This is a genomic window from Cysteiniphilum marinum (assembly GCF_014857925.1).
Taxonomy (GTDB): domain Bacteria; phylum Pseudomonadota; class Gammaproteobacteria; order Francisellales; family Francisellaceae; genus Caedibacter; species Caedibacter marinus.
Genome location: NZ_JACYVZ010000005.1, coordinates 1 through 25,975 on the forward strand (window position 1 = coordinate 1; position 25,975 = coordinate 25,975).

The window sequence follows — 25,975 nt, forward strand, 5'->3', positions numbered from 1 at the left end:
TGGGCATATAGACAAGGAGATATATTGCTAAAAGATCAACCCAGAAAGCTTAAAAAACACGGTTATCCTCAATACTCTATTGTGCGCATTGGAGTAGATTTTATTATTAAAGCCATTAGTGAGATCATCATTAACCCACGTAAAATACTTAGCTCGATCAGAATGGTATTTAAACCAAAAGCGTTAAAGATTACATTGAATGACTCAGGCGGTGTCCTGTAGTGTGCCAAGCTTTATAGGGCGAATATTTCCACTTGATCAAATGGATTTGAATTTACCGTTAGCTGATGGTGAAAGCTTAAATTTATTCGGTGATAAATCTGCTCAACTGCATTCATTTAAATTGATGATGAGTCTTCATCAAGCAAACAATGAGGGTGTTTGCCTTGGAAAGATGAAAGCCGCAGACCTTAAAAGATATTATTCAGCAACACATACGCTTGTTTCAGAGTATGTATTTGTTGATCTCAAAGAGCAAGATCTTGCATTTACGCCCAAAGTGAGAGATATGCTAATAATAACGACCGAGGGTGTGGTTGTCGGCAGCTCAGATGCAAATCAACAGCAAAGTAATAAATCAGCACAATATTTATATGTAGTTGATAAAAATAAAAGTCCCGCAATTGACGGAGTGACCTTAGATCAATTAGCAATAGATGAGCCATGGTATTGGGTTAAATTGCCTGAGTTTAGCAATCTACTGATACAGGTTCCCGTTAGTGGTTATATCACGCATGCTCAATATCATTTGCCATTGAAAGTAGGCACGAGGATCATGCTGAAATGTCATCCTGAATATGTGATGCTTGATGGTATTATTGCAACGAAAATTATAAAGCCCATTGAAGCGTCGACTCAGCTTGAGTCCTTGTTTTGGGGCGCAGATCAACAGATGTCACTCCAAGCAAGTAGTGATAAGGCAGGTAAAAATCAAAAGCTTAATATGGGGATAGATTTAGGTGAGAATAATGAAAAATCAAACTATAGCATTGAGTTTGATGCACAAGCTAACACCACTAAGATTAGTGCAACAAGTGCAGGTGAATCAGGGAGTTAAGGCGTTGTTATTGTTTTTTTAGTGGATAGTAATCAGGTATCCATTGTGCGTTATTAACGAGTTTTTCGACATCAGTTTCTTTGGCTTTGATACTTAATAAGCCTTCTTTAATCGCTTGTTTAGCAACAGCGATAGCGACTGCTTTGCTGACAATAGTTGCATCGTGAATGGGCGGCAACACGGGGTTGTCAACGGATTGATGCAGTGGTGAGAAGCTCGCTAGTGTTTCGCTAGCAACACGAATCATGCCATCAGACATCTTAGTTGCTTTAACGGCAATGGCACCTAATCCAAGCCCTGGGAAGATAAAGGCATTGTTGCCTTGGGATATCTGGTAAGTTTTTCCTTGATAAACAACAGGTTCAAATGGACTGCCTGCGGCAATAATGGCTTTGGCATTAGTCCAATTGATGAGATCTTCAGGTGTTGCCTCACAGTGTGAATTTGGATTTGATAATGGCATGATAATCGGGCGCTCAATATTTTGTGCCATGCTAGTGACAATCGGTTTGTTAAAAGCACCTTTAACGGTTGAACAGCCGATTAAGATTGTGGCTTTAGCATTTTGCACGACTTCAAGAAGTGAAATGTTCTCCTGATTATTAATATTCCAGTTTTTGAGTTGTTTTCTTGCTTTAGCATAGGGCTTTTGAAAGTCTGGTAAATCAGGCATATCGTCAACGACAAGACCAAATCGATCAATAATATAAAAGCGATCCAAAGCTTGTTTTCTTGTCATGCCACTGGCAATAAAGGCATCAAGAATTTGATCCATAATGCCGCAGCCTGCGGTGCCTGCACCAAACATCACCACTTTGTGATCCGTAAATTTAGTTTGTGTGGCTTTGATAGCTGAAATCACATTAGCAGTAGCAACAATGCCTGTGCCTTGCATATCATCATTGAATGTACAAAGTTGATCGCGATAGGTCTCTAAAATCGCACGCGCATGATCTCGACCGAAATCCTCCCAGTGCAAATAGACATTAGGGAAGTGCTTTTTAACACTCATGACAAATTTTTCGATAAATTGATCATATTTTTTGCCGATAATACGTGGATGGCGCGCGCCAAGATACATCGGATCATCCAGTAGTTTTTGGTTGTTGGTGCCAACGTCAAGTTGTACCGGAAGTACATTGGCAGGATTGATACCCGCACAAATAATATAAACCATTAACTTGCCAATACTAATATCCATGCCACCGATGCCCCAATCGCCAATACCAAGTACAGCCTCACCGTCGGTAACAATAATAAAATCAATCTGTTGCTTTTTGGCGATATTGCCAAGGATTTTATCCATTTGTTTTTGTTCATCATAGGCAAGATAAACGCCAGCAGGGCGCCTAAATTCGCTAGAGTATTGCTCAACGGCATCACCAACCGTTGGTGTATAAACAATCGGTAATACCTCATCGATATGTTGTGAGCAAAATTTATAAAAAAGCGTTGTATTGCTATCATGTAGGGTGTTTAGAAAAATGTTTTTCTGGATACTGTCATTTTTCTCTTGAAACTGGCGATAGACGCGCATCAGTTGTGAAGATAGGCTTTCAACCTGAATTGGCAGTTTACCGTGTAAATCAAACGCATCACGCTCTTCTTTGCTAAAGGCGGTACCTTTGTTTAACAGTGGATTGTCCATCAGCCCATGGGCGGAAAGGGAGGTTTGAATTTCTTGTATTTGCCCGTCTTTATTGGTAATAACCTTAAACATATAAGCTCCTTGCTGTGTTGATATAATGCTGTAACAGTTATGAGTATAGGTTTATAAATGCTAAGCGCAATGTTAGATAGCTAAAATAAAGCAATAAAAAATGTTAAGGAAAACAGGGGAATGATTAGTGAATACGAAAAGATCTTGTTAATACTTCTTCGATAGGGATAAATCCACCAAAAAGCTCATCTTCTTGGTTGGCAATGGTCATCTCAAACACCCATAAGAATTGATCTTCAGTAATGGTGTGCGTGCCAAGGGATATGATTTGTTCAATAATAAATTCAAGCTCATGCGATTGAATATCACCTGCTAAGTATGCTTCAAGCAAGAATCGCAGGCTTTCTGTCGGAATAATCGCCTTTTCTTGTGGTGTGAAGACACGTACGGTTTCAGGGTGGTAGTCTGCTCTTGGTTCGTCATTGAATTTGCTAAAGCGCTCAAGCCAAGCAATTGCCTGCTCAATCGCCTGTGGCGCAAGACCTGCTTTTTGCAATTCATGCAATATCTCTTGTGAGTTTGTCAATTTGACCATATCACCATCGAAGTAGGGCAAATCGCTAAACAGCGACATGAGAACTTGTAGTATAGGGGCTTTGTTGTTCATGTTACCTTATTAGATTCGTTTATATCCGCCAGGAACTGCGCCAATAAGCGCTTCCATCTCAAGCTCAAACAGTATGCCAGTTATTTTTGCGTATGTTAAGTTGGTCGTGTCGATAATTTTGTCAATCGTGGTGCAACTTGAGCCAATACTGTCAAAAACAAGCTGTTGCTCGTTGGTGAGTAATAACGATTGTTGAAAGGGTGTTTGCGATGTGTTGAGCGTTTGTGTGAGATTTAGCTCATCAATAATATCCTCTGCTGAACAAACGAGCTTTGCACCCATTTGAATGAGCTTATGGCAGCCATGGCTTTGGCTGTGAAATATATTGCCAGGAATAGCAAAAACATCGCGGTTTTGCTCAAGAGCATGCATTGCCGTGATCAGTGAGCCACTTTTGTGCGCCGCTTCAATGACAACAACACCAAGGCTTAAGCCACTGATCAGTCGATTTCTTTTAGGAAAGTGAAATCGCTTAGGTGCTTGTCCTAATAAAAACTCAGAAACAACCAAACCGTGGTTTTGAATTTGAGCATAGAGGTTGCGGTTTTGTGTCGGATAACAGATATTAACACCAGTGCCAAGTACGGCAATGGTCTTGCCATTTTGATTAAGTGTTTCTTGATGTGTCAACGTATCAATGCCAAGCGCCATGCCGCTATTGATAGTAAGCTTAGCGTGTAACAGATTAGGAATAAGCGCTTTGATACATTCATTGCCGTAAAGACTAGCTTGGCGCGTGCCAACAATAGCAAGTTGCAGTGTGTTTAAAAGGGCAATATCGCCAATGGCATAGAGGCTCAATGGTGGATCGCTGATTTGTTTTAATTGTGGCGGGAATGCTGTATCAATGAAATGAATTAAATGATGTTTATCAGAAGATTGAAGCCAGGTTTCAAGTTTCTTGAGATATGAGGTGAATTTTTGCTCTTGAATAAAAGTAATCGTTTCATGATTTAAATTTAATGCATGTTGATAATTATGTGGTTTGGCAAGAAAGTCATCAATGCTAACTTGAAGGCTCACAAGTTTTTGATAGTGTTTAAAAGAAAAACCAGGGATAGTGTGTAAAACACTAAAGCTCATGTTTGACATGATCATGGTGTTTGGGTAGTTGAGTTAACACTGTGCTGCCAATCATGACTTCTTGTTTGGCATTAGTTACAAGTGCTATGGCATGATGACTAGCAAGTCGATAGACAAATCCTTGTCCTAAAAACTGCCCTGGGATGGCATAACCATCAACTTTTTTAGCAGGTGATTCAAAATAAACACGCATCCCCATTTTAAGCCCTGCGCTTTGTCCTGTATTGATTAAGACAGACTGATACGTTCCGGCAAAATCAGCTTCACCCTCTAGTTGGGTGACTTCACCGCTAATATTGCTATCAGCAACAATTTCATCATTAGGTAGTTTTGTTTGTACTAAATCAGAAGGCAGCGCATGATCACCGATGTTAATCTCTTGGGTGATATTCATAATGCGCATGACCAGTGTGCCTTGGTAGTTGCTAATAAATTTAGCTTTGCCAAGGTGTTTGAAAATATAGTCATACTTGCCCTTGGCGTAAGGAATCCTATTGATGTGCGAAAAAATGTAGTAAAAGGGTGTTTCATTGGTTTTAGAAACATAAACAGTATCGCCAGAGCTAACAAGTGCTTGTCCTTTTGATGAAGCAATGATTTTGCCTGCATCCTTTAGTGGAATGTCAGATAAATAAAAATTACTAAAAAAGGTATGATATTTCTCATATAAAGACTCGGCTTGTACAGGCTTGATGAGCAGCGTGGAGAGTAGTAAAAAAGTAACAGGCAGCAGTAACTTATATGAAATGATGCTAAGTGGTGCTTGTTGTGCAAAGGAGTATTTGTGCATTTTTTATAAATCTCGTAGAATGTGCGCGTTAGTAACCTGCTAAAACTCTAGCCTAGATGTTGGGGAAAAGCAAAAAAAGCACAACTAAAACGAAGGAATTCCATGAAAATACAAAGAGATAGCTTTGTAAAGATGCATTTTAAAATCCGTTTAAAAGATGGATCCATTGCTGAAGATACAAGTAACTATGATCACCCGTATGTATTCCAAATGGGTAAGGGGACGTTTTCAGAAAAAGTAGAGAATGAGTTACTTGGTTTAGAGGTGGGTGTGAATCGCAAAATGATGTTGATGCCTGAAGATGCCTTTGGTCAAAAACATCCGGCAATGATTTATGAAGTGCCAAGAAAAAGATTCCCAGAAGAGATGGAATTAGAGCAAGGCCTAATCGTTGCTTTCTCACAGAAAGATGGAACAGAGTTGCCTGGTGTGATCGTTGAGATTCACGAGCATGATGTGACGGTTGATTTCAATCATCCATTATCAGGGCAAGTAATTTTGTTTGATGTTGATATCTTAGAAATTTCAGATAAGGAACTTGCCTAATGAAAATTATTTTAGCCAACCCACGGGGATTTTGCGCAGGTGTTTCACGCGCTGTTGATGTTGTTGAACGTGTGCTTGCATTGGAGCCACATCCTGTCTATGTGCGCCATGAAGTGGTGCACAATCGTGCGGTGGTTGAAAGCCTTAAAGAAAAAGGGGCAATTTTCGTTAAAGAATTACATGAAGTACCAGATCATGCTGTTTGTATTTTCAGTGCACATGGCGTATCACAAGCGGTAGAGGAAGAGGCAAAGCATAAAGCGCTTAAAATTTACGATGCGACCTGCCCATTGGTGACAAAGGTGCATCGAGAGGTGCAAAAGGCAAGTAATATTGGTGTTGAGTGTGTGCTTATAGGTCACAAAGGGCACCCTGAGGTTGAGGGCACACTTGGGCAATATAAGAATGAGTACAGTCAGATTTATTTGGTTGAAAATGTCGATGATGTGGCAAGCCTAGATGTGCAAGATCCAACAAGGCTTATTTTTGCAACCCAAACCACCTTATCGGTCGATGAAACAAAAGATATTATTGCTGCATTAAAGGCTAAATATCCTGAAGTCAGTTCGCCAAAGAAAGAAGATATTTGCTACGCTACACAGAACCGTCAGAATGCAGTAAGAGCATTAGCTAAAGAGGTTGATATTTTATTAGTAGTTGGCTCGAAAAATAGCTCTAACTCAAATCGCTTGCGTGAGCTAGCTGAGAAAGAGGGTGTTGATGCCTATTTGATTGATAATAAAGATGACATTAAACTTGAATGGTTTGTCAGTAAACACAATGCAGGTGTTACCGCAGGGGCTTCGGCACCTGAGTATTTAGTGCAGCAAGTGGTAAGCTTCTTGCAATCGCACTTTGCCGATGCCTATGTTGTCGACTTTGAAGGTGTTAAGGAAGAGGTAACTTTTCCTTTACCAAAGTTATTAAAACAAACGAAGCTTGGCAGTGTGAAAAAAGCTAAGATTAATGATTAATAGGTTAGAAATGTCGTGAAAGACAATAAAAGTAACGTGTAAGGATAATGCGATGAAAGATGATCAATCGTTAGATAAGCAAGTGACGCAGCGCAGTAAGAGTATTTATGTTTTGCCAAATTTATTTACCTCAGCGAGTTTGTTTGCAGGGTTTTATGCGATTATTGCTGCGTTTAATAGTCATTTTGTACTGGCGTCGGTATGTATTTATATTGCTGCGATCATGGACTCATTAGATGGACGTGTTGCGCGCTTAACCAATACACAAAGCGCATTTGGTGCAGAATATGATTCTTTGGCTGATATTGTCTCCTTTGGTGTGGCACCTGCTTTAATAATCTATTTTTGGGCAGTAAACCATTTAGGGCAATTCGGTTGGGCAGTGGCATTTATTTATTTGGCATGCGTTGCTTTACGCTTAGCACGTTTTAATACACAGCTTGATGATAATACTCCGGAGAGCAAACGCTATTTTACAGGGTTACCATGTCCGGCATCTGCTGCAACCATTGCAGGATTTGTGTGGTTTTGTAACACACTTGGACACACTTTTGCTGAAGGATGGGTAACATTTTTTGCAACGATTATTACGCTTTACTTGTCAGCGATGATGGTGAGCAATATTAAGTTTAGAAGCTTTAAAGACTATGACTTAAAGGGTAAGGTAGTCTTTACACAAACAGTATTTGTCGTATTTATCATTGCGATTATCTTTATTGATCCATCGATTACTTTATTTGTGATATTCATGATTTACGCGCTATCAGGGAGTGTTGCGCGAATATTCAAAGGTAAACAAACAGTGCAGGTTAAATAGAGCTATACCGCTCGTAAATCATTTTGCGGTGTTCAGTGTCGAAGAAGTTTTTAATGCTTTTGTGTGATTGTGTTGCAGGTAATAGCTAGGACTATTGGCAAAATACAATCACTCAAAAATGAAAGAAATTCGATGACAGAAATATTGTAAAATGGTTTGTGAGCGGTATGTTATTGCTTGGCGCGTAGATTTTTACCGACAAGGTGCTTTATCACCATGCCGGCAATCGTTAGCCCAAACAATGCCGGCATATAGCTAATCGTACCATTAACAGCACGGTCACGACTATCATCACCAACAGGCTCGGGTGGAAGCGGCGGTAATGAGCTCTCAGTCGAGTAAACGGCAAGAATCCCCTTTTTGACGTTGAGGCGACGCAAGCGAATGCGTACGAATTTGGCAAGTTTACACATGCTTGTTTGATAGATGTCAGCGACTTTAATCTGTGTTGGGTCAACTTTACCACCAGCGCCCATGCTTGAGATAACCTTGTGGCCACGCTTATGTGCATAAGCAACAAAGGCAACCTTGCACACAAGGCTATCAATCGCATCAATAACAAAGTCGTAGTATTTATTAAATATAAACTCTATATCATCTTTGCGAAGGAAGCCATCGATAATATTAACCTTGCAATTGGGGTTAATATCCAAAATACGCTCGCGCATGATTCTTGCTTTTTTCATTCCCACATTTGAGTTCAGTGCGACTAATTGGCGATTAAGGTTAGATTCTGAGACAACATCATGATCAACTAATGTGATTTCACCAATGCCAGCGCGCGCTAGTGCTTCAGCAGCAAAGGAGCCAACACCACCGACACCTGCAAGTAGTACATGTGATGCTTTTAGTCGTTCAATACCAGCATCATTGACAAGAATGGCTGTGCGTTCAAAAAGTCCAGTGTGTTTCATTGAAAACTAAGTATTTATTTTTTGCGGTAGTATGCCAGATAAATACTATGGATGCATTAATCTTTACTAAATAGTGCATCAATAAAGTCATCAGCATGAAATGGGCGAAGATCATCGATCTTCTCACCAATACCAATAAAGCGAATGGGTAATTGAAGCTTTTTAGCAATTGCGAAAATAACGCCACCTTTGGCTGTGCCATCCATTTTAGTAAGCGTAATGCCAGTAACTGATAGGATTTTATTAAATACATCTGCCTGCATAATGGCGTTTTGCCCAGTACCTGAATCCAGTACGAGCATGACTTCATGCGGTGCTGTATCATCAAGCTTTTTCATGACACGTGCGACTTTCTTAAGCTCTTCCATTAGATTATCTTTGTTATGCAGGCGTCCTGCAGTATCAGCAATGACAATGTCAATGTTTCTTGATTTGGCTGCTTGTACTGCATCATAGATAACTGAAGCGCTATCAGCGCCGGTGTGTTGGGCAATGACGGGGATATGATTTCTTTCACCCCATACTTGAAGTTGCTCAACCGCAGCTGCGCGAAAGGTGTCACCTGCTGCTAAGATAATGGACTTACCTTCGGATTGGTATTTCTGCGCAAGTTTGCCAATTGTTGTGGTTTTGCCGGCACCATTAATGCCAATCATTAGAATAACATATGGCTGATGTGCGCTATCAATCACTAATGGTTTTTCAGAAGGTGTGATAATCTCTTTAAGCTTCTCTTTAATAAGATCGGTAAGTGCTTCAATAGTTTGTAGCTCATTGCGACTGACTTTAGTACGCACTGTTTCCATGATTTCTTGTGTTGCTTCAACACCAATATCTGCGGTAAGTAACTGCATTTCAATATCATCGATTAGCTCATCATCAATGACTTTTTTACCCAAGAGTAAATCACCAATGCCACCACCGAGTTTTGAGCGTGTTTTTTTCAAGCCCTCTTTTAAACGTGCAAATAATCCACGTTTATCATTGTAAGCTGTTTCAGCTGTAATGTTTTTTTCTTTATTGTCTATTGCTGGCGTCTCTGTGCTAGCGGGTGCTAATGACTCAGGGGTTTGAATATCAGTGTTTGCTTTAGATTCAGCTTCTGCTTCAACGGGTATTGAAACAGTTGATGTTTTTACTTCATTCACAGTTTCTTGTTGAGGCTTTGCTTCTGCAACATCTTGTTGGATTTGCTCTTCTTGAATAGTGTGCGCATCAGGAGATTTGATTTTTTGTTCATTACTACGTTTAAAGCGGTTAAATAAACCCATGTCGATCAAAGTATAAATTTAAACTAGATGCATTCTGCATGATGCAGTAAGGCTTTTCAAGTATGCTTTATTGTTATTTGCGATTGATACCGAAGAAATCTGGGTATTGTTTGATAGAATCATTGATTTGAAAATATTCTGCTTTAGTGTCAGTGCACACGTGCGCTTTAATTTTAAATAAAGCATTGTTGTTATCAATCGCGCTTAAGGCAACGCTGGCATAGGATTGTCTATCTTTGCTTATATTGTAAAGTCGACTACCGCAATGACTACAAAATATGCGCAGCAGATCATGTGATGATGCATAGCTTTTTAAATATTGTTCACCATATTCAATCATCAGACTTTGAGGTTTAATGGAGAGTTGTGCAGCAAAAGGTGTGCCATGTGATTTCTGGCAAATACTACAGTGGCAGAAAGCTGCTACTTTGCTAGCGTCACAGCTAAAACGGATCCGTTGACAAAGGCAACTACAGTTGACTTTTTGTGGCATATTAGAACTTGGCAATAAACCCACCCCAAACAAGACCAGCGCCAAAGGCTTCGGTCAGTATTGTCTGTCCTGGTTTTATTTGATTGTTACGTACGGCGTGATCAAGTGCCAAAGGAATGGAGGCCGCAGACGTGTTGCCATGGTTTTCAAGAGTGATGATCACCTGTGACATTGGCATATTAAGCTTCTTGGCAGTGGCTTCAAGAATGCGGTAGTTGGCTTGATGAGGTACTAGCCAGTCAATATCTGAGTCACACATATTGGCTTTAGTTAATAAATCAGATACCAGATCACTAAGCTTAGAAACAGCCTTTTTAAAGACCTTGTTGCCTTCCATGTGTAACATCGCATGATATTGGGCTTGGGTAAATGGTATTTTACTTAAAAGCCCTGGGATATTTAACATATCTTTGCCTTCACCATCACAATAAAGCGTTGAGGCAATAATACCTGCTTCAACGCTTTGGCTTAGGATAATCGCACCAGCTCCATCACCAAATAGCACACAAGTTGCGCGATCTTGCCAATCCAATGTACGTGACATGCGCTCAGAGGCAATAACTAAGGCGTTTTTGGCGCTGCCGTTTTCAATATACTGTTTAGCAATATCAACAGCATAAACAAAGCCACTGCATGCGGCACTAATATCAAAGGCGGGGCAACAAGGTGCACCTATTTGTGTTTGAACAATGCTTGCAGTTGATGGCATGATGTAATCTGCTGTTCCTGTGGCAACAATAATAAGGTCAATATCTTGAGCTTGAATGTTGGCTAGTTCCATTGCATTTTTAGCAGCTTCAATTGCCATATGTGCTGTGGTTTCTGATTCATTGGCAATATGGCGTTGCTTGATACCAACGCGTTGCGTGATCCATTCATCAGAGGTATCAACCATTTTGGCAATATCGGTGTTATGTAATACTTTGGCGGGTAAGTAACTGCCTGTGCCCGTGATCTTTGCAAACATTGTTCTAGCCTTAAGACTGCATAATGCGCTCAATTTGCGCCTGTGTTTTTTGCGGGATATTGTATTTAATTTCTTTGATTGCTTCGTAAATGGCAGTTTCAAAAGCTTCAGCTGAAGCACTACCATGGCTTTTAATCACAATACCTCTTAAACCGAGCAAAGACGCACCATTATATTGGTTGGTGTCAAGTTTGCGTTTAAGTCCTGTCAGTACTGGCGCGCTGATGAGCATCGCAAGCTTAGAGAAAATACTGTTGTTAAAGCTATCTTTTAACATATCAGCAATAAGTTTAGCTGTGCCTTCCATTGTTTTAAGGGCGATATTACCGGCAAAACCATCGCAAACAATGACATCGGCTTTAGCCGAGAAAATATCATTGCCTTCGACATAGCCGATATAGTTGATATGGTCACAGTTTTGTAGCATCTTGGCAGCTTGTTTGATGCTGTCTAAGCCTTTCATTTCTTCTTCACCGATATTAAGCAAGGCAACGCGTGGGCGCTCAGTGCCCTTAAGATTTGCAGCTAATACAGAGCCCATAATGCCAAATTGAAATAGCTGCTCTGATGAGCAGTTGACATTGGCGCCTAGATCAAGCATGTAGACAGGATTCATTTTCTTGGTTTTGCGATCTAACGAAGGAATCGCGTAAACGATTGCTGGGCGATCAATTTCATTGAGTGTTTTTAGCACAAACTTTGACGTTGCCATTAAAGCACCGGTATTGCCTGCGCTAACGCATGCATCAACATCGTCGCTTTTAACAAGATTAATGGCAACGCGCATTGATGAGTCTTTTTTATTGCGAAGTGCTAATGCAGGAGATTCGTCCATCTCGACAATTTCATTTGCATTAACAATTGATAGACGTGTCGTATCATATGGCGTTTTGTGTGCGGTTAGAAATTGCTCGATATCTTTGGCAATGCCAACGAGACAAATATGTAAATCAGGGAATTTTTTCAGCGCAGATAGGCAGGCTGGAATGGTGGTTTTTAATCCATGGTCACCACCCATGGCATCAACAGATATTTTATAAGATATTGAACTGGTCACAGTAATACAGAATAATTGCCTTATCGTGCAGTTATTCTATTCATCATCAGAAGCAACAGCAACTACTTTCTTGCCTTTGTAGTAACCGTTTGCAGACACGTGATGACGTAAATGCATTTCGCCTGTTGTTTTATCAGTTGAAAGCGCTGAAGCAGTTAACGCATCATGTGAACGACGCATGTCTCTTCTTGAACGACTCTTTTTGTTTTGCTGTACAGCCATTATTGATTCTCCTATTTCACTACTTTAATATTAATCTTTCTTTGTAAGTTTTAGCTCTTTTAAAGCAGAAAACGGGTTCGGTTTGTCCTGCTTTTCGGGGTCGCTAGTTTCAAAAACGCCATAGTATGACGTATTTTGTTCAGCTTGACAATCATTAAGTGATTTTTTTGGGATCATCGGAATTGAAAGCAAGATTTCCTCTTCTAATAGCTCAACAAGATTGATTTGATTGTCTTTATAGATGTATGGATCATAAGTATCTGGGAAGTTTTTAAAAAAACGATCATCCGTCACAAAGCCAAGTTTAACAGAGTCATCAAAGTGAAATTCAAAAGGTTCAAGTGTTCTTTGGCAAATGAGTGTCACCTTGCCAGTAAGTTGCCCATCAAGTAGTGGCTTATTGTTTTCAAAGTGAAATTTAAGGTTAAGTTGAAAATCATAAGTGCCATCGACGATGCATTCGTGTAGGGAGGCTAGATGTGAAAAACTAAAGGTTTGATTAAGCACCATACCTTCTTTGGCAGCTTTGATGGGATCTAAAATAAAAGGTTTTTGTTGTAACATGCTTTATCTCAAGATTATCTTTGTTAAAGTACACAGGTGTTTATGATAATGAAAGTTAAGGAGTATGCAAGATGACTTTGCAAGTGGGTGAAAAAATAAGCTTGCCGCAGGTGGCGATGACCTCAAACAAAATGTTTACACTTGATGATTACCGTGGAAAGTATGTGGTGATTTACTTTTATCCAAAGGATAGCACGCCAGGATGCACGACGGAAAGTATTGGGTTTACCGATCATTATAAAGATTTTGCTAAAGTTAATGCCACGATCTTTGGTGTATCAAAAGACACCTTAAGTTCACACGAGAAGTTCAAAGCAAAATACCATATGCCGTTTGAGCTGATTGCAGATACTGAAAAAGCGCTTTGTGAAACATTTGCTGTGCTGAAAGAAAAAAGCATGTTTGGTAAAAAATATATGGGCATTGAGCGCAGCACGTTTGTGATTGACATGGAAGGCAAACTTATCAAAGAATGGCGTAAGGTCAAAGTGCCAGGGCATGTTGAGGAAGTGTTAGCATTTATCAAAAGTTTAAAGTAAGACGCTTTTGAAATAGGGTATGTATTTATATGAAAAAAATTGATCATGCATTAATGACTGCTATGGCGCAAAATGCCAAAGAATCACCGCGTTTGCGCGCGCATCATAATTTCCACCCTGAATTATCAGACTCAGTCAATCGCTTAGCTATTCACCTTAAAAAGGGTACTTATATTCGCCCACATAGACATTCAGAGTCGCATAAATGGGAGTTGATCATAGCGCTTAAAGGTCAAATAGGTGTGCTTATTTATGATGATCAAGGTATTGTTGTTGACAAATTTGTCCTTGGTGCAGATGGGGACACTTTGGGGTTTGAGATGACACCCAACACATGGCATGCGTTGTATGCAATTAGTCAAGATGCTTTATTTTTTGAAGTAAAGCCAGGACCTTTTACGCCCACTGACGAAGGTGATTTTGCTACATGGGCGCCAAAAGAGGGAGACAAAGAAGAAGTGGTTGATTTTATGCGGTGGCAGGCATCTGCCCAAGTGGGTATGCATTATAAATAATGATCTCTTATAAGCGGTCTTATGCTTCATCTGGTTTAACAAATCTCTTGTCTTTGATGTAAATAGTGCGCAAAACACGGGCAATAATTTGTTTATCTTGATCATGGATTTCAATTTCTTTCTGGAAATATATTTTGCCATTAGTATTGGTTTGTTGCTTGATTTGGTCGATATCGTCATCACTTAAGCGAAACTCACAGTATACTGTTGACTTGCCAGGAGTGATATACTTTATCGAAGACTCCTTATCCCAAATAATATAGTCATTTCCTAAGATATGACTCAACATCAATGGATAAAAAGCATCGGTCATCGCAAACAATGAGCCACCAAAGTGTGTGCCAAAATAATTACGATTATGCCATTTTAGTGGCATTGCAACCTTGATATAGCGATAGTCTTTAGCAATATGTAATGTTTTAATCCCCGCACCGCGATAAGGGCGGTAACGATTAAGGATGAATTTAACAGCGCCAACTGGCATTTGTCTTAAGAATTTACGTGCTTTATGCCGCATACAACAGTCCATTTTTTAAAGATAACGGCTATTTTATACTTATCATCACATTAAGCATAGCGTAAATTGGCTGTTGAATATGGTGATAATAATCGTCTTCCCTGCACATTACGTTGGCTGAGCGTTAGTCGAAGCCATAGCGCAAGTATACCCACTTCGACTGATGCTCAGTGCATCGCTTCGACTGACGTTTAGAGTACGATGAGCGTTTGGGTCACAAAAATAAGGCGAGTCAGAAACTCGCCTAAGATAAAGAATGATTAGAGATAGTTGTTACATAGGAAGGGTATAAGCAACACCTGCTGAAATCGTACCTAACCCAGAGTTCTGACCTTTATAAGGCAGCCAGTTGTATTGATATTGTGCGAAAATATTAAATTGTTGTAACTGGTAGCCAATACCGCCAGCTACGACTGGACGCCATAGGGTTTCATGATTATCTTTGCTAGCAGCGCCAGTTGCTTCAAGCGTTTCATTAATTCTGTTGTAAGCATATCCTGCTTTGGCGAATATGTTTAAGCCGCCTGTATGAGGAATATAAAATTTGCCTGTTAAGAATAATGGCACGCTAATCACACTTGCTTTAAGGGATGCGCTACCAGTTGCATCAGATGCTTTGAGTTTAGTAACTTCATAAGCATATTGTCCACCCAGCTCAACACCTACGGCCATCATCGGGCTAAGTGCATAATCATAGCCAATAAACAATCCGCCAGCAATATTACCGTTATCTTGAGTTGTTGAGCTTACGCCTTGAAATTGATTAATCCAATTATCACCTTTTAGAGCGCCTGTTGGTGTGGCAAGACCTAAATTTGCACCCATCACCATGCCGGTTTGCGCGCCAGCAGCAAATGCTGATCCACTGATTAGTGCTGCAGCAGCGACAGTTGTTGCAATAATTTTCTTCATGATTTGCTCTCCTGTTTTATTTCCATTTTGATTTCAAAAGTAACTTGAACACAATTACCGCCGTCAACGTTAGTCAAAGCATGTTAAAAATGCAAGTTTGATCATATGATTTTGGATAAAAAATGCAGAAAAATATCAAAAAATATCAAATTTTAGCGATATAAAATGGACTATGAAAATATTTGTAGTGTTTTTTAATGCATAGATTTATGTGAATGTGAGATTGAAGCGAGGCTTTATATTAACGATATTTTTTAGCGTTGCGGTATGGTTTTAAAATATATATTCACATGCCTAAGCAATAATTAATTATTGATAAACAATAAAAAAATGATTGCAGTAATGCGTTTTAAGTTGTTATATTGTTTGTACCTATTTGTGGTAAAAGTAATCATTCAGGAGAAAATATGTCTAAGTTTCGACAATCAAGTTATCGTTATTATTGGTTTTTTCAAATATGTTTTTATTTGATACCCATTGTTACCTTTTTATTTTGGTTAAGCTTTAGCAAGGGCTCAGCAACTAGTGGGCAGTCAAGCTTATTTATGCAGCTTGGCATTGGTAATGATTTGATGCAGTACATTCATGGTGATACAGTGCCACTTGGGACAAAGCTGTTGGCATTCTTAATATCAATGATTCCAGGAGGAATTGTAATGTATGGATTGAGTCAATTGATCATCGTGTTTAAAAACTATTCACAAGGAAACGTATTTGTATATCACAATGCATTGGCTTACAAAAAGCTCGGTTATACGCTGTTTGCATGGGTGATTGGCGGGCTTATTTACGATGCACTTATTTCAGTGGTATTAAGCTTTGCCAATCCACCTGGGCAGCGTGTGTTAACATTGAGTTTGTCAGGTATTGATTTTGTGAGTTTAATCACCGGAGCGGTTGTTATCTTAATTGCCAAAGTGATGCAGCAAGCGCAAAAGCTTGAAGAAGAAAGCCATTTGACGATTTAGGAGATAAGTATGGCAATTATTGTAAATTTAGATGTGATGATGGCGATGCGTAAGATGCGCTCAAAAGAGTTAGCAGAGAAAATTGGTATTACAGAGCAGAATTTATCAATTTTAAAAACAGGCAAAGCCAAAGCAGTACGTTTTTCAACCTTGGCGCTCATTTGTGAGGCCTTAGATTGTCAGCCAGGCGATATACTTATATATAGTGAGCGTAGTGAGGATTAACCTTTAGTATAGTCAAATTAAAGTCTTCATAGTCATTTATATCCACCGTAAATCATTTTGTGATAGGTATGTTATAAATTTAGCTAGCTTCACAAAGGGCTTTTTGCTATTCTTTGCCAACATTAACAGCGCTTAATGTATTATCTTTTATGTCAACTCGTATTGAAAATCAACGTACTAAGTTTGTCTTTGTTACCGGTGGTGTGGTGTCATCACTTGGTAAAGGGATCACGGCTGCTTCTTTGGCAACTTTATTAGAATGTCGCGGTTTAAATGTTACCTTAATGAAGCTTGACCCTTATATTAATATTGACCCTGGTACGATGAGCCCATTGCAGCATGGTGAGGTATTTGTTACCGAAGATGGAGCTGAAACTGACCTTGATTTAGGGCATTATGAGCGTTTTATACGTACCAAAATGACTAAGCGTAATAACTTTACCACGGGACGCGTTTATCAAGATGTGATAAAGAAAGAGCGTCGCGGTGACTATCTTGGTGGCACGATTCAGGTGATTCCACACATTACCGATGAGATTAAACTTAAAATCTTGCAAGGTGTTGATGATAAGGTTGATGTTGCCATTGTTGAAGTCGGTGGCACGGTTGGTGATATTGAATCTTTACCGTTTCTTGAGGCAATTCGCCAATTAGCGCAAGAGTTGAGTAAGTCACGCAGTTTGTTTTTGCACTTGACATTATTGCCTTACATCAAAGCTGCAGGTGAGCTAAAAACCAAACCAACGCAACATTCAGTCAAGGAGTTACGCTCTATTGGTATCCAACCTGATATCTTAGTTTGCCGTTGTGAGAAAAGCTTTAGCGCTGATGAAAAGCGTAAAATTGCCTTGTTTACCAATGTTGCCGAATCAGCTGTTTTTAGTGCGGAAGACGTATCAAGTATTTATGAAATTCCACGCAAATACCATGATCAAGGGTTAGATATTTGTGTTGTCAGTCAACTTGGGCTTCATGTGCGCTCAGCTGATCTGTCCGAATGGGATCAGGTGGTTTATGAGATTAACAATCCACAAAAAGAAATCACCATCGCTATGGTTGGTAAGTACGTTAGTCTAACGGAAGCCTATAAGTCATTAAATGAAGCACTGTTTCATGCCGGAATTCACAATCATGTTAAGGTTAATATTAAATTTATTGACTCAGAGGATATCGAAAAAGGTGATGTTAAAAAAGTTATCGGGAAAGTCGATGGCATTTTAGTCCCAGGTGGTTTTGGATTACGTGGTGTTGAAGGCAAGATCAAAGCAGTGCAATACGCACGTGAAAACAAAATTCCATTTTTAGGGATTTGCTTAGGAATGCAGGTTGCCGTGATTGAATATGCGCGTAATGTATTGGGATTAAAACATGCCAATAGTACGGAGTTTGATCCAAAAGCCCAAGATATTTTAATTGGCTTAATCACTGAGTGGCAAACGGCAACAGGGGATAAGGAAATGCGCACATCGCAGTCTGATATGGGTGGCACGATGCGCTTAGGTGCGCAATTATGTCATTTGCAAAAGGACAGCTTAGCGCACAAGGTCTATGCTGCAGATAGCATTAAAGAGCGTCATCGCCATCGTTATGAAGTTAATAATAATTATGTTGAAGCATTGGAGAATGCAGGACTTGTTATTAGTGGCAAATCACAAGATAAGAAACTTGTTGAGATGGTTGAGATTCCAACACACCCATGGTTTATTGCTTGTCAATTTCATCCAGAGTTTACCTCAACGCCACGCGATGGACATCGCTTATTTGAAGGATTTGTTAAGGCGTGTTTTTAGTTGTAGTGGGAAGATTTGATTAATCGTTATTTATTGGTTTATTCCAAATAATGAAAGTAGACAGGGTGGTTTATTTCCCCATTTTAATCGGACACAGCTAGAGAAATAGGTCGATACTAAGCGTTACATTGGTCGTTTTTATTGGGTTGTAACCAGGGCCAAATGCGATATTTTTTTTGCAATAGATTAATTGGTTCAGCAGAGCTTGTGTTAGCGTCGAGTCCTTTTCCTTGAATTTCATAAATTGTACTGCGTATATCATGTATGCCTAGCTTGAAATATAGGGAATGTTCCTTGTTTAGTGAATAAATATTTAACTGATTATTGTAAGTCACCATTGAGGAAGATAGACGAGGAATTAGTATGTTCGAGACATATGTTGGGTAGTAAACGACTGATGGTAATAATCCTTTTGCTAGTGTGCTGTGACTGCTAACCATCAACAAAGTGAGTGTAGTAAGTTTTAGCCAAATCGTAGAGTTTAGATTTTTATTTTGAGTCTTTGTCTTGTTGTTCACTAAATTAACCCCTTCTAAGAAGTAATATTTGTATGATTTCTGGCATCTTTTATTTAATTTTTTTAAAGAGAATATGTCTAATTTACAGTCACAAATTAAATCATTGCAGGCTCAGATTGAACAGATCGCACAAATGCAGAAAGATGCTCAAAAAAAAGCTGAGACTCAGGATAAAGCGGCTAAGTCTGTTACAGGATTCGATACGGGTAAATATTTCTTCTGGGACGATAATTTAATGACACCATTTGGAGCAGGATCTTCATCTAAAGTTCCGCTGACTTACTTAAAAGATCGAGCTGAAATGCCTGATCAATCACTAGCGCTTGGTGGTAAAATGGAATGGGATGCCACGCAGTGGTGGGGCAATAAAATTACTGTTGCTGGTAACTATAATGATTATAAGCCAGGGTTCACCAATGGATATCAATCAGGGAGAGGGCTATATCTAAATGAGGGGGATGTTTACTTTGTAGGTAATCTTAGCCACTACATTCAAACAGATTTAACCATTACAGGAACAAGTTATTCAACACCAACAATATTAGACGCCTTTGTCACATTTGGTAATTTAAAAGATACGCCATTTTACTTAACGGTGGGTAAGAATCGCTTAACCTTTGGTTCATTTGCAAATGGTGCGCCGTGGGCAGCAGGCTTCACACAAGGCTTCTTTAGGCCAAATCATAACGTGGTTTCTGCTAATTTAGGTTTCTATAAAGATGGTATCAACCTAAATGCTGCATACTTTCAGGCAAATAAACAAAGTGGTGACTTTATGTTAAGTGGTTTTTATGATGGTCACTATCAGAAGTTTATCTATGGCGGCACAATCGGTTATATGTATAATTGGCTAGGTGTGATGGGCGCATCAAGCAATGTTAACAAAGCCGTCTACAACGCAGACGGCACACCAGGGAAGCAAGTGAATGATAACAGAAACGGTGTTGTTAACTTGGAAGGCTATTTTGGTTATGATATTTACACATTAAATGGTGGTGCTACAACCACGACAAACAAGGAAGATTATAGCAATAATTCAGTGCTTGGCGCGTGGTATTTGCAAGCAACAGCATCGCCAAATATTTTGGGTGAGTCAACTCAATTCTCATTTGGTTATCAGCAAGCTTATAATACACAAAATATTCCATACCCAATTGCTGGGGATGCTTCCAAGGGACCAGAAATGTTTGGTGCTAAAAGTGAGTATGTGGCCTATATCACACGCCCAGTATTGTCTAAAAATAATTTAGTGAGCCTTGAGTATGCTTATATGGATACCTACGACCATAAACATACAAATGCATTAACCTTGGATATTACAACTTTCTTCTAAGCGATTAAGCTTATTAAGTTTCCCATAGGTGATGCGTATTTACCTTTCCTGTTTTTTCATTACATCATTTATGGGGATTCTTACTGTGCCGATGTCAATATTTGGCGCTTTATTACCGCTTTATATCGGCAAAGGCTCTCATGTCGGTTTTGCATCATTAAATATTTATTCACAAGTAGGGCTTATTACGTTAATTGGTCTAATCAGTAAGCATGGCATTTTATTAGTAGAGTTTGCCAATCACGAGCAATTAAAAGGTAAAAATAAAATTGCTGCTATATTATCTTCTGCAAGGTTAAGAGTTCGCCCCATTTTAATGACAACGGCTGCAATGGTTGTTGGTGTTTTACCATTGGTATTTGCCTCAGGTGCCGGTGCAGTTGGTAGACAATCTATGGGGATGGTTATTTGTTTTGGTATGTTAGTAGGTACTATTTTTACCTTGTTTGTTGTCCCTGTTATGTATATTTTTCTGGCGCAGAATAAGCAAAAGTTATTTTTAAAAAAGCAGCAACAAGCCATTGAAATTAAAGAGTTAGACTAGGTTACATGTGGTTGCTGACTTCAAGAAATTACTGCTCTAAAATATGTTTCTATGTAATGACGGCGCTTAAGGTAGTGCCATTAGTTTATATTCCCCCCGCATCTTCTAGCTGAGGGTTAATATTAAATGAGCATCATGCTATTGTTTAAAATATGAGGAGTGATATATTCCAAAACCTACGGGTTTGTTGAGATCTCATCAATTCTTGATACATGATCTCCTGAATGACCAATGCCACCCCACATTCCTTCACTCATGGTGTATATGATTTTCTTAACATCATTTGGTTTTTTGAAATGGTATGTTGAGCCAATTGCACAAACATATCTTTTACTGATGAGACCGGTAACTTTACCAGATAACTTTCCATCCAGATAGGTAGGCACAGAGTTAGGGCTTATGCCACAGTTTTGTAACCAAGTTCCTTGGAATAAAGAATGCGTCATTTTCCCTCTTGGACCATGCCTATAAAAAGTGAAATCTTTTGTGCTATGAGCATTTACTGTTACTGTTGGGCCAAGATAATTTGGCAAATGCCCATGAGCACCATAAAATTGACCAATTAAAGGATGAATTGTTCTACGTGTATTGTTAACTATTTCCACTGTCACATCATTGCTAGGTGTGACATATCCTCGGTGATAAGTGACAGAACCAGCCATCTTGTCAACATAAATGCCTATTGGCTTGCGAGTTATGCCTGTCCATGGCCAAAAATGACTAAACTGGTGATCCACTTCAAAGGATAGGATGTAAGTTCCTGAGTATTTGATAATATTATCTAAATCGACATGTGCGCCAACACCAGTACTCCTATCAGATGAAGTAATCGTTAATGGAATTGTTTTAAGTGGAGATGCTAAGCTGTATGTGTTTTGACCGTCTTTAGTGGCCTCTGGAACAACCTTAGTTAATCTTACTGTAACACTAGGATCTATTGAGTTAATATCAAAGCCTAGCTTAGAGCTTGCTATGCTATAGCTATATTGATCTTGCTCAGGTTTGTCTGGAACATTGAATTCAACATAGTACACATACTTTCCTTTGTCTGCGGTAACAATTTCACCATAAGGATATGTGGCATTTCTTGAAACCAAGCTTCTTGCATCACTTTTGTAAAAGCCTTGCCCCATGTTACCGTCTTCTAAAGGAGATACTCCATTTGCATCCATACCATATGCGCTATATCTTGCAAGAAAAGCCATGTTATTTTCTGAAGTAGAGTTAAGCCATGTGGGCTGAAAATCATTATATGAGCCTTTGTATACATGGTAGTTTCCATCAGGAAGATCTCCGGAGGACTGACCTAATTCAATTCCGGAAGAGCTATATCCCGTGTTATAGATTTTAAGCTTTTGGCTAACGTCACTTGATGCATAAGCAGTTGACAGGCTAGACAATATGGCAACTTGCATGGCAAATAGATACTTGATTTTCTTCATAATTTCCCCATTAATTTATACTTTAAAATCTTCAAAATACTTAAAGACTTTATCTTGAACTTGATATTTAAAATATCTCGCAATGTCATCTGCAAATTATTTGCAAAGGGCACCTAACGAAGATATCTAATGTTTAAGTCAAAGAGACTTAATTGTAAAGTGATATGAAATAGCAAAACTATATCATCTCCCCAGAGCTATAATTTCATATATCTGAAACCATCTCCAGCGAAAAAAAGTCAACGCTAATTCACTAATGGTTGTTTGTTTTTGAAGTTCAATGCTTATTGTTTGATATGGAAACAAGTGTTTCCTAATAGTTGTTTGCAATAAATGGTTATTGCTTGAATAATACCCTCAAGAGATTGATGTTGATTTCAATATTGATCTAAATTTGATTGATATCCATCTTATTGGGTGGTGTTTAAATATGATTAGGGAGTCAAAATGAGGAAATTAATTGCTGTATTATTTGTGATATCGCAGTGTGGTTATGCGCAAGAAAAGCATGCAACTACAGTGATACAGTTCTCAGCGACAATCAAGCAGACTTTTTGCCAGATTGACGTTGATTATGATCATAATAATAGCGGTTCAAGCGATCTTCATTTTGATGAATTCATGAGCTATAAGCCTTACCAGTATGGTGATATTATTGATGGTCAAATTAAATCCTTTGATATACGTTTAAAGAATTGTCCAGAGTATTTATCTCATGAGATATCAACGGTGTTTGATTATGGGCGATCAAGAAGTTTAGCTTATGTTGGTGATAATGCACACAAAGGTGTTGCGCTAGAGATACTAGGTAAGAATAATCAAAAAGCCATAGGGGGGGAGCCGGTACAACCGTACCGTATAAAACACATAGGTGCGGCGGAAACAAGCCTCACCTATCGTGTTGCCATCGTTGCCGATAGAGATGGTTATATTATGCCCGTAAATCATTTATACGCATCGGTGCCTTTTGAAGTGAGAAGTGTTTAGATTCAAGTAATTGTAATCATATTTTATCATCAGCGAATCGATGAAAAAAAATTTTAAATTTAGATTTAAAAATTATCAGTAGAGCTAAGTGATTATTTATTTTTGGGGAGTCACTGCAATAATGAGGTCTTATGCTATGAAAGAAAAAATAATATCTATTTGTATACTTTCGGCGTGTGCAGGCGTGAGCTTGGCGCAAGGCAAAGACCTAGGCTTCGATACCAGTTTTTTTAATGATTTCTCAGCGCAAGATGCCAAGATGTTATCAGGTCAATTAGTCCCTGGTTTTCAAGTGTTGAATTTTCGACTTAATGATAAATCTTTGGGGCAATATAGCGTTAATGTCATGCAAAATCCTAAAACAAATGAGCTATCAATTCAGTTAAATGGTGAAATGCTCAATAAAATGCACGCCAAATCAATATTACTCAAAGCATTCAAACGCGAAAAATATCAGCTGAGCAAAGCGAGCATTCAGTATGTGAGTTATACCTATGATCATATGACACAAACTATTAATATTTCAGTACCACAATCTTATGTCTATGATGTGAAGTCCGGTGTAACAGCTCCACCTGCGTTATGGGAGTTTGGCATCTCAGGCGGTGTAATGAACTATGATATTGATACTTCGCTTAACCATGATTTTGATAACGATAATGCGAGTATTTTTGGCTCAGCACAGCTGCACTACAACCTAGGACGTTGGCAGCTGTATTCTAATATGAGTGCAGGGACAAGTTATAATAAATCAAATGCGACATCTCAAACGCAAAATAATTCAAATATTACCTATACCTATGCAACAACGGTGATTCCAAGTTGGCGTAGTCGCTTAATGTTGGGGTATAACAATATTCAAAGTAATATTTTTAGTGGTAATAGTTTTTATGGGGCAACCCTTAATAATGACACTGCAATGCTGCCACAAGATGAACAACAGTTTAAGCCGGTTGTACAAGGGGTTGCAAGTACGCCAATTACTATTGAATTATATCAAAATAATAAGTTGATTTATAAAACACATTTAAACCCAGGCCCTTATAAAATCAATGACTATAACGCCGTTGCAGGCCTTGGTGATATTACTGAGATCGTCACAGATAATAGTGGGAATAAGACGCAATCAACCATCCCATTTCAATACGTTTCAAGTGCGCTTTATCCAGGCGTGGTGATGTATGATGCCAATATGGGCTTAATGCAGTATCACACTAATATGGAAGCGGAGTTTTTAGAGGCTGAAGTGCACTATGGTCTTAGCAATTATCTCTCGCCTTATGTTGGTGTGTTCGTCAACCCTGATTATGTTGCAGAGGGTGTTGGTACTTCGATTAACCTCGGTCAATATGGTGCGCTTAATCTCGTGACTTCAGGTTCGATGTTCAATGCAAAAACTACTCAGGGAGCGCGTAAGTTATACAGTGGTCTGCGTGCGCAAGTTAGTTATGATAAAAGCTTTGTTAATATGGGTAGTAGTTTTGATGTCGTTGGCTATTTTTATCAAACACGTCATTATGTCGGTATAGATCAAGCCTTTTCACAAAGGGCTTTTTCAGCAGATGGCAATTCAGGGCAGAAAAATAATTTTAGTCTCAATATCTCACAAAGCCTATTTTGGAATATGTCTTTAAATGCCAATGTTTCATACAGTCAACAGTGGTCAAATGACAATGAATTAACGGCAGATATTAGCTTAAATCAGTCCTTTCAAGTTTTTAACTATGGTATTTCTTATGATCAGTCAAAAGTGCTTAACGGTGTGAATAAAGGTCAGTTAAATCGCAGCATTAGTTTAAATATCAGCTTTAATTTTGGTGAGCATGGCGGTAGCTTAAATAACAGTACAGGTTATGATATGGCGTCTCAAGCGCTTAACGATAATGTTAGTTATGGTATAAGTTCAGACTCGGGTAAAACATCAGCTAATATCGGCTATAGCTACAGTAGACAATTACAGCAAGCAGGTAATCAAAACAACAGTGTTAATTTTGGCGTATCTCAACAGACTAATGTTGCCAACATTAATGTTAATGGCAATATGCAGAGTTTGCGTAATTATTCAGCATCAGCCAGTATGTCAGGCGGTGTGGTTTACACGCGCTATACAGGATTGCAGTTTATGCAATATGCCAATGATACCTTTGCGGTGATCGATACGGATGGTGTATCGGGTGTTAACGTTGATGGCTTAACTGAGACCAATCATAATGGCTATGGTTTATACAACAGCCTAATGCCTTACTATTATAATGATATTTTGTTAAGCGATACACAGCACCAAAATGGCGTGTTAGAAACACATGAAGCGTATGCGGTACCGGTGCAAGGAGCAATCTTATATCGCAAATTCAAAGCAAAAGTAGGTCAACCACTCTTTATTAAGCTCGATCAGAGCAAGCATGCCGATGTAAGTAAGCTGATTGATACACGTACCGGGGAAATTGCTGAGCATGTTTATGGCAATTTATATTATTTCAACACTGTCAAAGAGGGCGATCATATGCAACTAGACACTACAACGAATAAGCTTGTTAATACGATAACGATCAGCAAGCTAGATCATAACCAAATAACCATTTAAAAATACAAAACAACACAGC

General features: G+C 38.9%; 28 protein-coding genes. 14 read left to right on the forward strand and 14 right to left on the reverse strand.

Features of this window, described 5'->3' with window-relative positions; all coding sequences use genetic code 11:
• Positions 1–222 (forward strand): hypothetical protein (locus tag IE867_RS04100; RefSeq protein ID WP_225629952.1); only part of this gene is annotated, 222 nt, incomplete at its 5' end.
• Complete coding sequence (locus IE867_RS04105; RefSeq protein WP_192483513.1) at positions 200–1,057, forward strand: hypothetical protein; 858 nt, start codon at positions 200–202, stop codon at positions 1,055–1,057. The genes IE867_RS04100 and IE867_RS04105, both read left to right, overlap by 23 nt.
• A gap of 7 nt (positions 1,058–1,064) precedes the next feature.
• Here the strand turns inward: IE867_RS04105 and IE867_RS04110 are convergent, their stop codons facing one another.
• The 4 genes from IE867_RS04110 to IE867_RS04125 form a co-directional block, all read right to left on the reverse strand.
• The gene (locus IE867_RS04110; protein WP_192483514.1) at positions 1,065–2,777 is read right to left on the reverse strand and encodes an NAD-dependent malic enzyme; all 1,713 of its coding nucleotides are present in this window, start codon (positions 2,775–2,777) and stop codon (positions 1,065–1,067) included.
• 124 nt (positions 2,778–2,901) lie between these two features.
• Entirely contained in the window at positions 2,902–3,384 is a 483-nt protein-coding gene (locus IE867_RS04115; protein ID WP_192483515.1) for a DUF494 family protein, read from the reverse strand.
• Between the two features lie 9 nt (positions 3,385–3,393).
• Positions 3,394–4,467: a DNA-processing protein DprA gene (gene dprA / locus IE867_RS04120; RefSeq protein ID WP_225629953.1), complete on the reverse strand. Its 1,074-nt coding sequence runs from the start codon at positions 4,465–4,467 to the stop codon at positions 3,394–3,396.
• The gene (locus IE867_RS04125; protein ID WP_192483517.1) at positions 4,457–5,257 is read right to left on the reverse strand and encodes a hypothetical protein; all 801 of its coding nucleotides are present in this window, start codon (positions 5,255–5,257) and stop codon (positions 4,457–4,459) included. The genes dprA and IE867_RS04125 overlap by 11 nt, the downstream gene beginning before the upstream one ends.
• 102 nt (positions 5,258–5,359) lie before the next feature.
• Here IE867_RS04125 and fkpB point away from each other — a divergent pair, with 102 nt between their 5' ends.
• The 3 genes from fkpB to pssA are packed head-to-tail and all read left to right on the forward strand — an operon-like array spanning position 5,360 to position 7,594.
• On the forward strand, positions 5,360–5,803 hold the full coding sequence (gene fkpB, locus IE867_RS04130; protein WP_192483518.1) for an FKBP-type peptidyl-prolyl cis-trans isomerase: 444 nt from the start codon (positions 5,360–5,362) through the stop codon (positions 5,801–5,803).
• Positions 5,803–6,777 (forward strand): 4-hydroxy-3-methylbut-2-enyl diphosphate reductase, encoded by a 975-nt coding sequence (gene ispH / locus IE867_RS04135; protein WP_192483519.1) that lies wholly within the window; start codon positions 5,803–5,805, stop codon positions 6,775–6,777. The genes fkpB and ispH overlap by 1 nt, the downstream gene beginning before the upstream one ends.
• A gap of 52 nt (positions 6,778–6,829) precedes the next feature.
• On the forward strand, positions 6,830–7,594 hold the full coding sequence (gene pssA, locus IE867_RS04140; protein WP_192483520.1) for a CDP-diacylglycerol--serine O-phosphatidyltransferase: 765 nt from the start codon (positions 6,830–6,832) through the stop codon (positions 7,592–7,594).
• Positions 7,595–7,764: 170 nt separating this feature from the next.
• On the opposite strand, the gene IE867_RS04145 is transcribed toward pssA, so the two are convergent.
• The 7 genes from IE867_RS04145 to IE867_RS04175 all read right to left on the reverse strand — a co-directional run bounded on the left by IE867_RS04145 (position 7,765) and on the right by IE867_RS04175 (position 13,082).
• Positions 7,765–8,508 carry a tRNA threonylcarbamoyladenosine dehydratase gene (locus tag IE867_RS04145; protein WP_192483521.1) on the reverse strand — a complete coding sequence of 248 codons (744 nt, stop codon included), beginning with the start codon at positions 8,506–8,508 and terminating at the stop codon, positions 7,765–7,767.
• Positions 8,509–8,564: 56 nt separating this feature from the next.
• Positions 8,565–9,779 (reverse strand): signal recognition particle-docking protein FtsY, encoded by a 1,215-nt coding sequence (ftsY, locus tag IE867_RS04150; RefSeq protein WP_192483522.1) that lies wholly within the window; start codon positions 9,777–9,779, stop codon positions 8,565–8,567.
• 73 nt (positions 9,780–9,852) lie between these two features.
• On the reverse strand, positions 9,853–10,287 hold the full coding sequence (locus IE867_RS04155; RefSeq protein ID WP_192483523.1) for a GFA family protein: 435 nt from the start codon (positions 10,285–10,287) through the stop codon (positions 9,853–9,855).
• Positions 10,274–11,239: a beta-ketoacyl-ACP synthase III gene (locus IE867_RS04160; RefSeq protein WP_192483524.1), complete on the reverse strand. Its 966-nt coding sequence runs from the start codon at positions 11,237–11,239 to the stop codon at positions 10,274–10,276. Before IE867_RS04160 ends, IE867_RS04155 begins: the two co-directional genes overlap by 14 nt.
• Before the next feature lie 10 nt (positions 11,240–11,249).
• Positions 11,250–12,284 (reverse strand): phosphate acyltransferase PlsX, encoded by a 1,035-nt coding sequence (gene plsX / locus IE867_RS04165; RefSeq protein WP_192483637.1) that lies wholly within the window; start codon positions 12,282–12,284, stop codon positions 11,250–11,252.
• A 48-nt stretch (positions 12,285–12,332) separates the two neighbouring features.
• Complete coding sequence (rpmF, locus tag IE867_RS04170) at positions 12,333–12,518, reverse strand: 50S ribosomal protein L32 (protein ID WP_117002212.1); 186 nt, start codon at positions 12,516–12,518, stop codon at positions 12,333–12,335.
• Positions 12,519–12,548: 30 nt separating this feature from the next.
• Entirely contained in the window at positions 12,549–13,082 is a 534-nt protein-coding gene (locus IE867_RS04175) for a YceD family protein (protein WP_192483525.1), read from the reverse strand.
• Positions 13,083–13,153: 71 nt separating this feature from the next.
• Between IE867_RS04175 and IE867_RS04180 the strand changes: the two genes are divergently transcribed.
• Together IE867_RS04180 and IE867_RS04185 are read left to right on the forward strand one after the other, a co-directional pair.
• Complete coding sequence (locus IE867_RS04180) at positions 13,154–13,621, forward strand: peroxiredoxin (protein ID WP_203249604.1); 468 nt, start codon at positions 13,154–13,156, stop codon at positions 13,619–13,621.
• 29 nt (positions 13,622–13,650) lie between these two features.
• Positions 13,651–14,136, forward strand: a complete 486-nt coding sequence (locus IE867_RS04185) for a WbuC family cupin fold metalloprotein (RefSeq protein ID WP_192483526.1) — start codon at positions 13,651–13,653, stop codon at positions 14,134–14,136.
• Between the two features lie 19 nt (positions 14,137–14,155).
• On the opposite strand, the gene IE867_RS04190 is transcribed toward IE867_RS04185, so the two are convergent.
• Together IE867_RS04190 and IE867_RS04195 are read right to left on the reverse strand one after the other, a co-directional pair.
• Positions 14,156–14,653: a DUF4442 domain-containing protein gene (locus IE867_RS04190; protein ID WP_225629954.1), complete on the reverse strand. Its 498-nt coding sequence runs from the start codon at positions 14,651–14,653 to the stop codon at positions 14,156–14,158.
• A gap of 273 nt (positions 14,654–14,926) precedes the next feature.
• The gene (locus tag IE867_RS04195) at positions 14,927–15,565 is read right to left on the reverse strand and encodes an outer membrane protein (RefSeq protein ID WP_192483527.1); all 639 of its coding nucleotides are present in this window, start codon (positions 15,563–15,565) and stop codon (positions 14,927–14,929) included.
• A gap of 407 nt (positions 15,566–15,972) precedes the next feature.
• Between IE867_RS04195 and IE867_RS04200 the strand changes: the two genes are divergently transcribed.
• The 5 genes from IE867_RS04200 to IE867_RS04220 all read left to right on the forward strand — a co-directional run bounded on the left by IE867_RS04200 (position 15,973) and on the right by IE867_RS04220 (position 20,943).
• Positions 15,973–16,533 (forward strand): DUF2975 domain-containing protein, encoded by a 561-nt coding sequence (locus IE867_RS04200; RefSeq protein ID WP_192483528.1) that lies wholly within the window; start codon positions 15,973–15,975, stop codon positions 16,531–16,533.
• 9 nt (positions 16,534–16,542) lie between these two features.
• Positions 16,543–16,758 (forward strand): helix-turn-helix domain-containing protein, encoded by a 216-nt coding sequence (locus IE867_RS04205; protein WP_192483529.1) that lies wholly within the window; start codon positions 16,543–16,545, stop codon positions 16,756–16,758.
• A gap of 149 nt (positions 16,759–16,907) precedes the next feature.
• Entirely contained in the window at positions 16,908–18,548 is a 1,641-nt protein-coding gene (locus IE867_RS04210) for a CTP synthase (RefSeq protein ID WP_192483530.1), read from the forward strand.
• Between the two features lie 591 nt (positions 18,549–19,139).
• Complete coding sequence (locus tag IE867_RS04215) at positions 19,140–20,399, forward strand: FlxA-like family protein (RefSeq protein WP_192483531.1); 1,260 nt, start codon at positions 19,140–19,142, stop codon at positions 20,397–20,399.
• Positions 20,400–20,469: 70 nt separating this feature from the next.
• The gene (locus IE867_RS04220) at positions 20,470–20,943 is read left to right on the forward strand and encodes an efflux RND transporter permease subunit (protein WP_275403207.1); all 474 of its coding nucleotides are present in this window, start codon (positions 20,470–20,472) and stop codon (positions 20,941–20,943) included.
• Between the two features lie 176 nt (positions 20,944–21,119).
• Here IE867_RS04220 and IE867_RS04225 read toward each other — a convergent pair whose 3' ends face one another.
• A complete protein-coding gene (locus IE867_RS04225) occupies positions 21,120–22,385 on the reverse strand; it encodes a hypothetical protein (protein WP_192483532.1) in 1,266 nt (421 codons plus the stop codon).
• A gap of 447 nt (positions 22,386–22,832) precedes the next feature.
• Between IE867_RS04225 and IE867_RS04230 the strand changes: the two genes are divergently transcribed.
• Both IE867_RS04230 and IE867_RS04235 read left to right on the forward strand, forming a co-directional pair.
• On the forward strand, positions 22,833–23,372 hold the full coding sequence (locus IE867_RS04230) for a fimbrial protein (RefSeq protein WP_192483533.1): 540 nt from the start codon (positions 22,833–22,835) through the stop codon (positions 23,370–23,372).
• Positions 23,373–23,508: 136 nt separating this feature from the next.
• The gene (locus tag IE867_RS04235; RefSeq protein ID WP_192483534.1) at positions 23,509–25,956 is read left to right on the forward strand and encodes a fimbria/pilus outer membrane usher protein; all 2,448 of its coding nucleotides are present in this window, start codon (positions 23,509–23,511) and stop codon (positions 25,954–25,956) included.
• Positions 25,957–25,975: the final 19 nt, after the last annotated feature.

Bases quoted from the DNA above. Each gene is read 5' to 3' on its own strand.
- IE867_RS04105 (WP_192483513.1), top strand. From the start codon at position 200: ATGACTCAGGCGGTGTCCTGTAGTGTGCCAAGCTTTATAGGGCGAATA.
- IE867_RS04110 (WP_192483514.1), bottom strand. From the start codon at position 2,777: ATGTTTAAGGTTATTACCAATAAAGACGGGCAAATACAAGAAATTCAA.
- IE867_RS04115 (WP_192483515.1), bottom strand. From the start codon at position 3,384: ATGAACAACAAAGCCCCTATACTACAAGTTCTCATGTCGCTGTTTAGC.
- dprA (WP_225629953.1), bottom strand. From the start codon at position 4,467: ATGAGCTTTAGTGTTTTACACACTATCCCTGGTTTTTCTTTTAAACAC.
- IE867_RS04125 (WP_192483517.1), bottom strand. From the start codon at position 5,257: ATGCACAAATACTCCTTTGCACAACAAGCACCACTTAGCATCATTTCA.
- fkpB (WP_192483518.1), top strand. From the start codon at position 5,360: ATGAAAATACAAAGAGATAGCTTTGTAAAGATGCATTTTAAAATCCGT.
- ispH (WP_192483519.1), top strand. From the start codon at position 5,803: ATGAAAATTATTTTAGCCAACCCACGGGGATTTTGCGCAGGTGTTTCA.
- pssA (WP_192483520.1), top strand. From the start codon at position 6,830: ATGAAAGATGATCAATCGTTAGATAAGCAAGTGACGCAGCGCAGTAAG.
- IE867_RS04145 (WP_192483521.1), bottom strand. From the start codon at position 8,508: ATGAAACACACTGGACTTTTTGAACGCACAGCCATTCTTGTCAATGAT.
- ftsY (WP_192483522.1), bottom strand. From the start codon at position 9,779: ATGGGTTTATTTAACCGCTTTAAACGTAGTAATGAACAAAAAATCAAA.
- IE867_RS04160 (WP_192483524.1), bottom strand. From the start codon at position 11,239: ATGTTTGCAAAGATCACGGGCACAGGCAGTTACTTACCCGCCAAAGTA.
- rpmF (WP_117002212.1), bottom strand. From the start codon at position 12,518: ATGGCTGTACAGCAAAACAAAAAGAGTCGTTCAAGAAGAGACATGCGT.
- IE867_RS04175 (WP_192483525.1), bottom strand. From the start codon at position 13,082: ATGTTACAACAAAAACCTTTTATTTTAGATCCCATCAAAGCTGCCAAA.
- IE867_RS04180 (WP_203249604.1), top strand. From the start codon at position 13,154: ATGACTTTGCAAGTGGGTGAAAAAATAAGCTTGCCGCAGGTGGCGATG.
- IE867_RS04185 (WP_192483526.1), top strand. From the start codon at position 13,651: ATGAAAAAAATTGATCATGCATTAATGACTGCTATGGCGCAAAATGCC.
- IE867_RS04190 (WP_225629954.1), bottom strand. From the start codon at position 14,653: ATGCGGCATAAAGCACGTAAATTCTTAAGACAAATGCCAGTTGGCGCT.
- IE867_RS04195 (WP_192483527.1), bottom strand. From the start codon at position 15,565: ATGAAGAAAATTATTGCAACAACTGTCGCTGCTGCAGCACTAATCAGT.
- IE867_RS04200 (WP_192483528.1), top strand. From the start codon at position 15,973: ATGTCTAAGTTTCGACAATCAAGTTATCGTTATTATTGGTTTTTTCAA.
- IE867_RS04205 (WP_192483529.1), top strand. From the start codon at position 16,543: ATGGCAATTATTGTAAATTTAGATGTGATGATGGCGATGCGTAAGATG.
- IE867_RS04210 (WP_192483530.1), top strand. From the start codon at position 16,908: ATGTCAACTCGTATTGAAAATCAACGTACTAAGTTTGTCTTTGTTACC.
- IE867_RS04215 (WP_192483531.1), top strand. From the start codon at position 19,140: ATGTCTAATTTACAGTCACAAATTAAATCATTGCAGGCTCAGATTGAA.
- IE867_RS04220 (WP_275403207.1), top strand. From the start codon at position 20,470: ATGGGGATTCTTACTGTGCCGATGTCAATATTTGGCGCTTTATTACCG.
- IE867_RS04225 (WP_192483532.1), bottom strand. From the start codon at position 22,385: ATGAAGAAAATCAAGTATCTATTTGCCATGCAAGTTGCCATATTGTCT.
- IE867_RS04230 (WP_192483533.1), top strand. From the start codon at position 22,833: ATGAGGAAATTAATTGCTGTATTATTTGTGATATCGCAGTGTGGTTAT.
- IE867_RS04235 (WP_192483534.1), top strand. From the start codon at position 23,509: ATGAAAGAAAAAATAATATCTATTTGTATACTTTCGGCGTGTGCAGGC.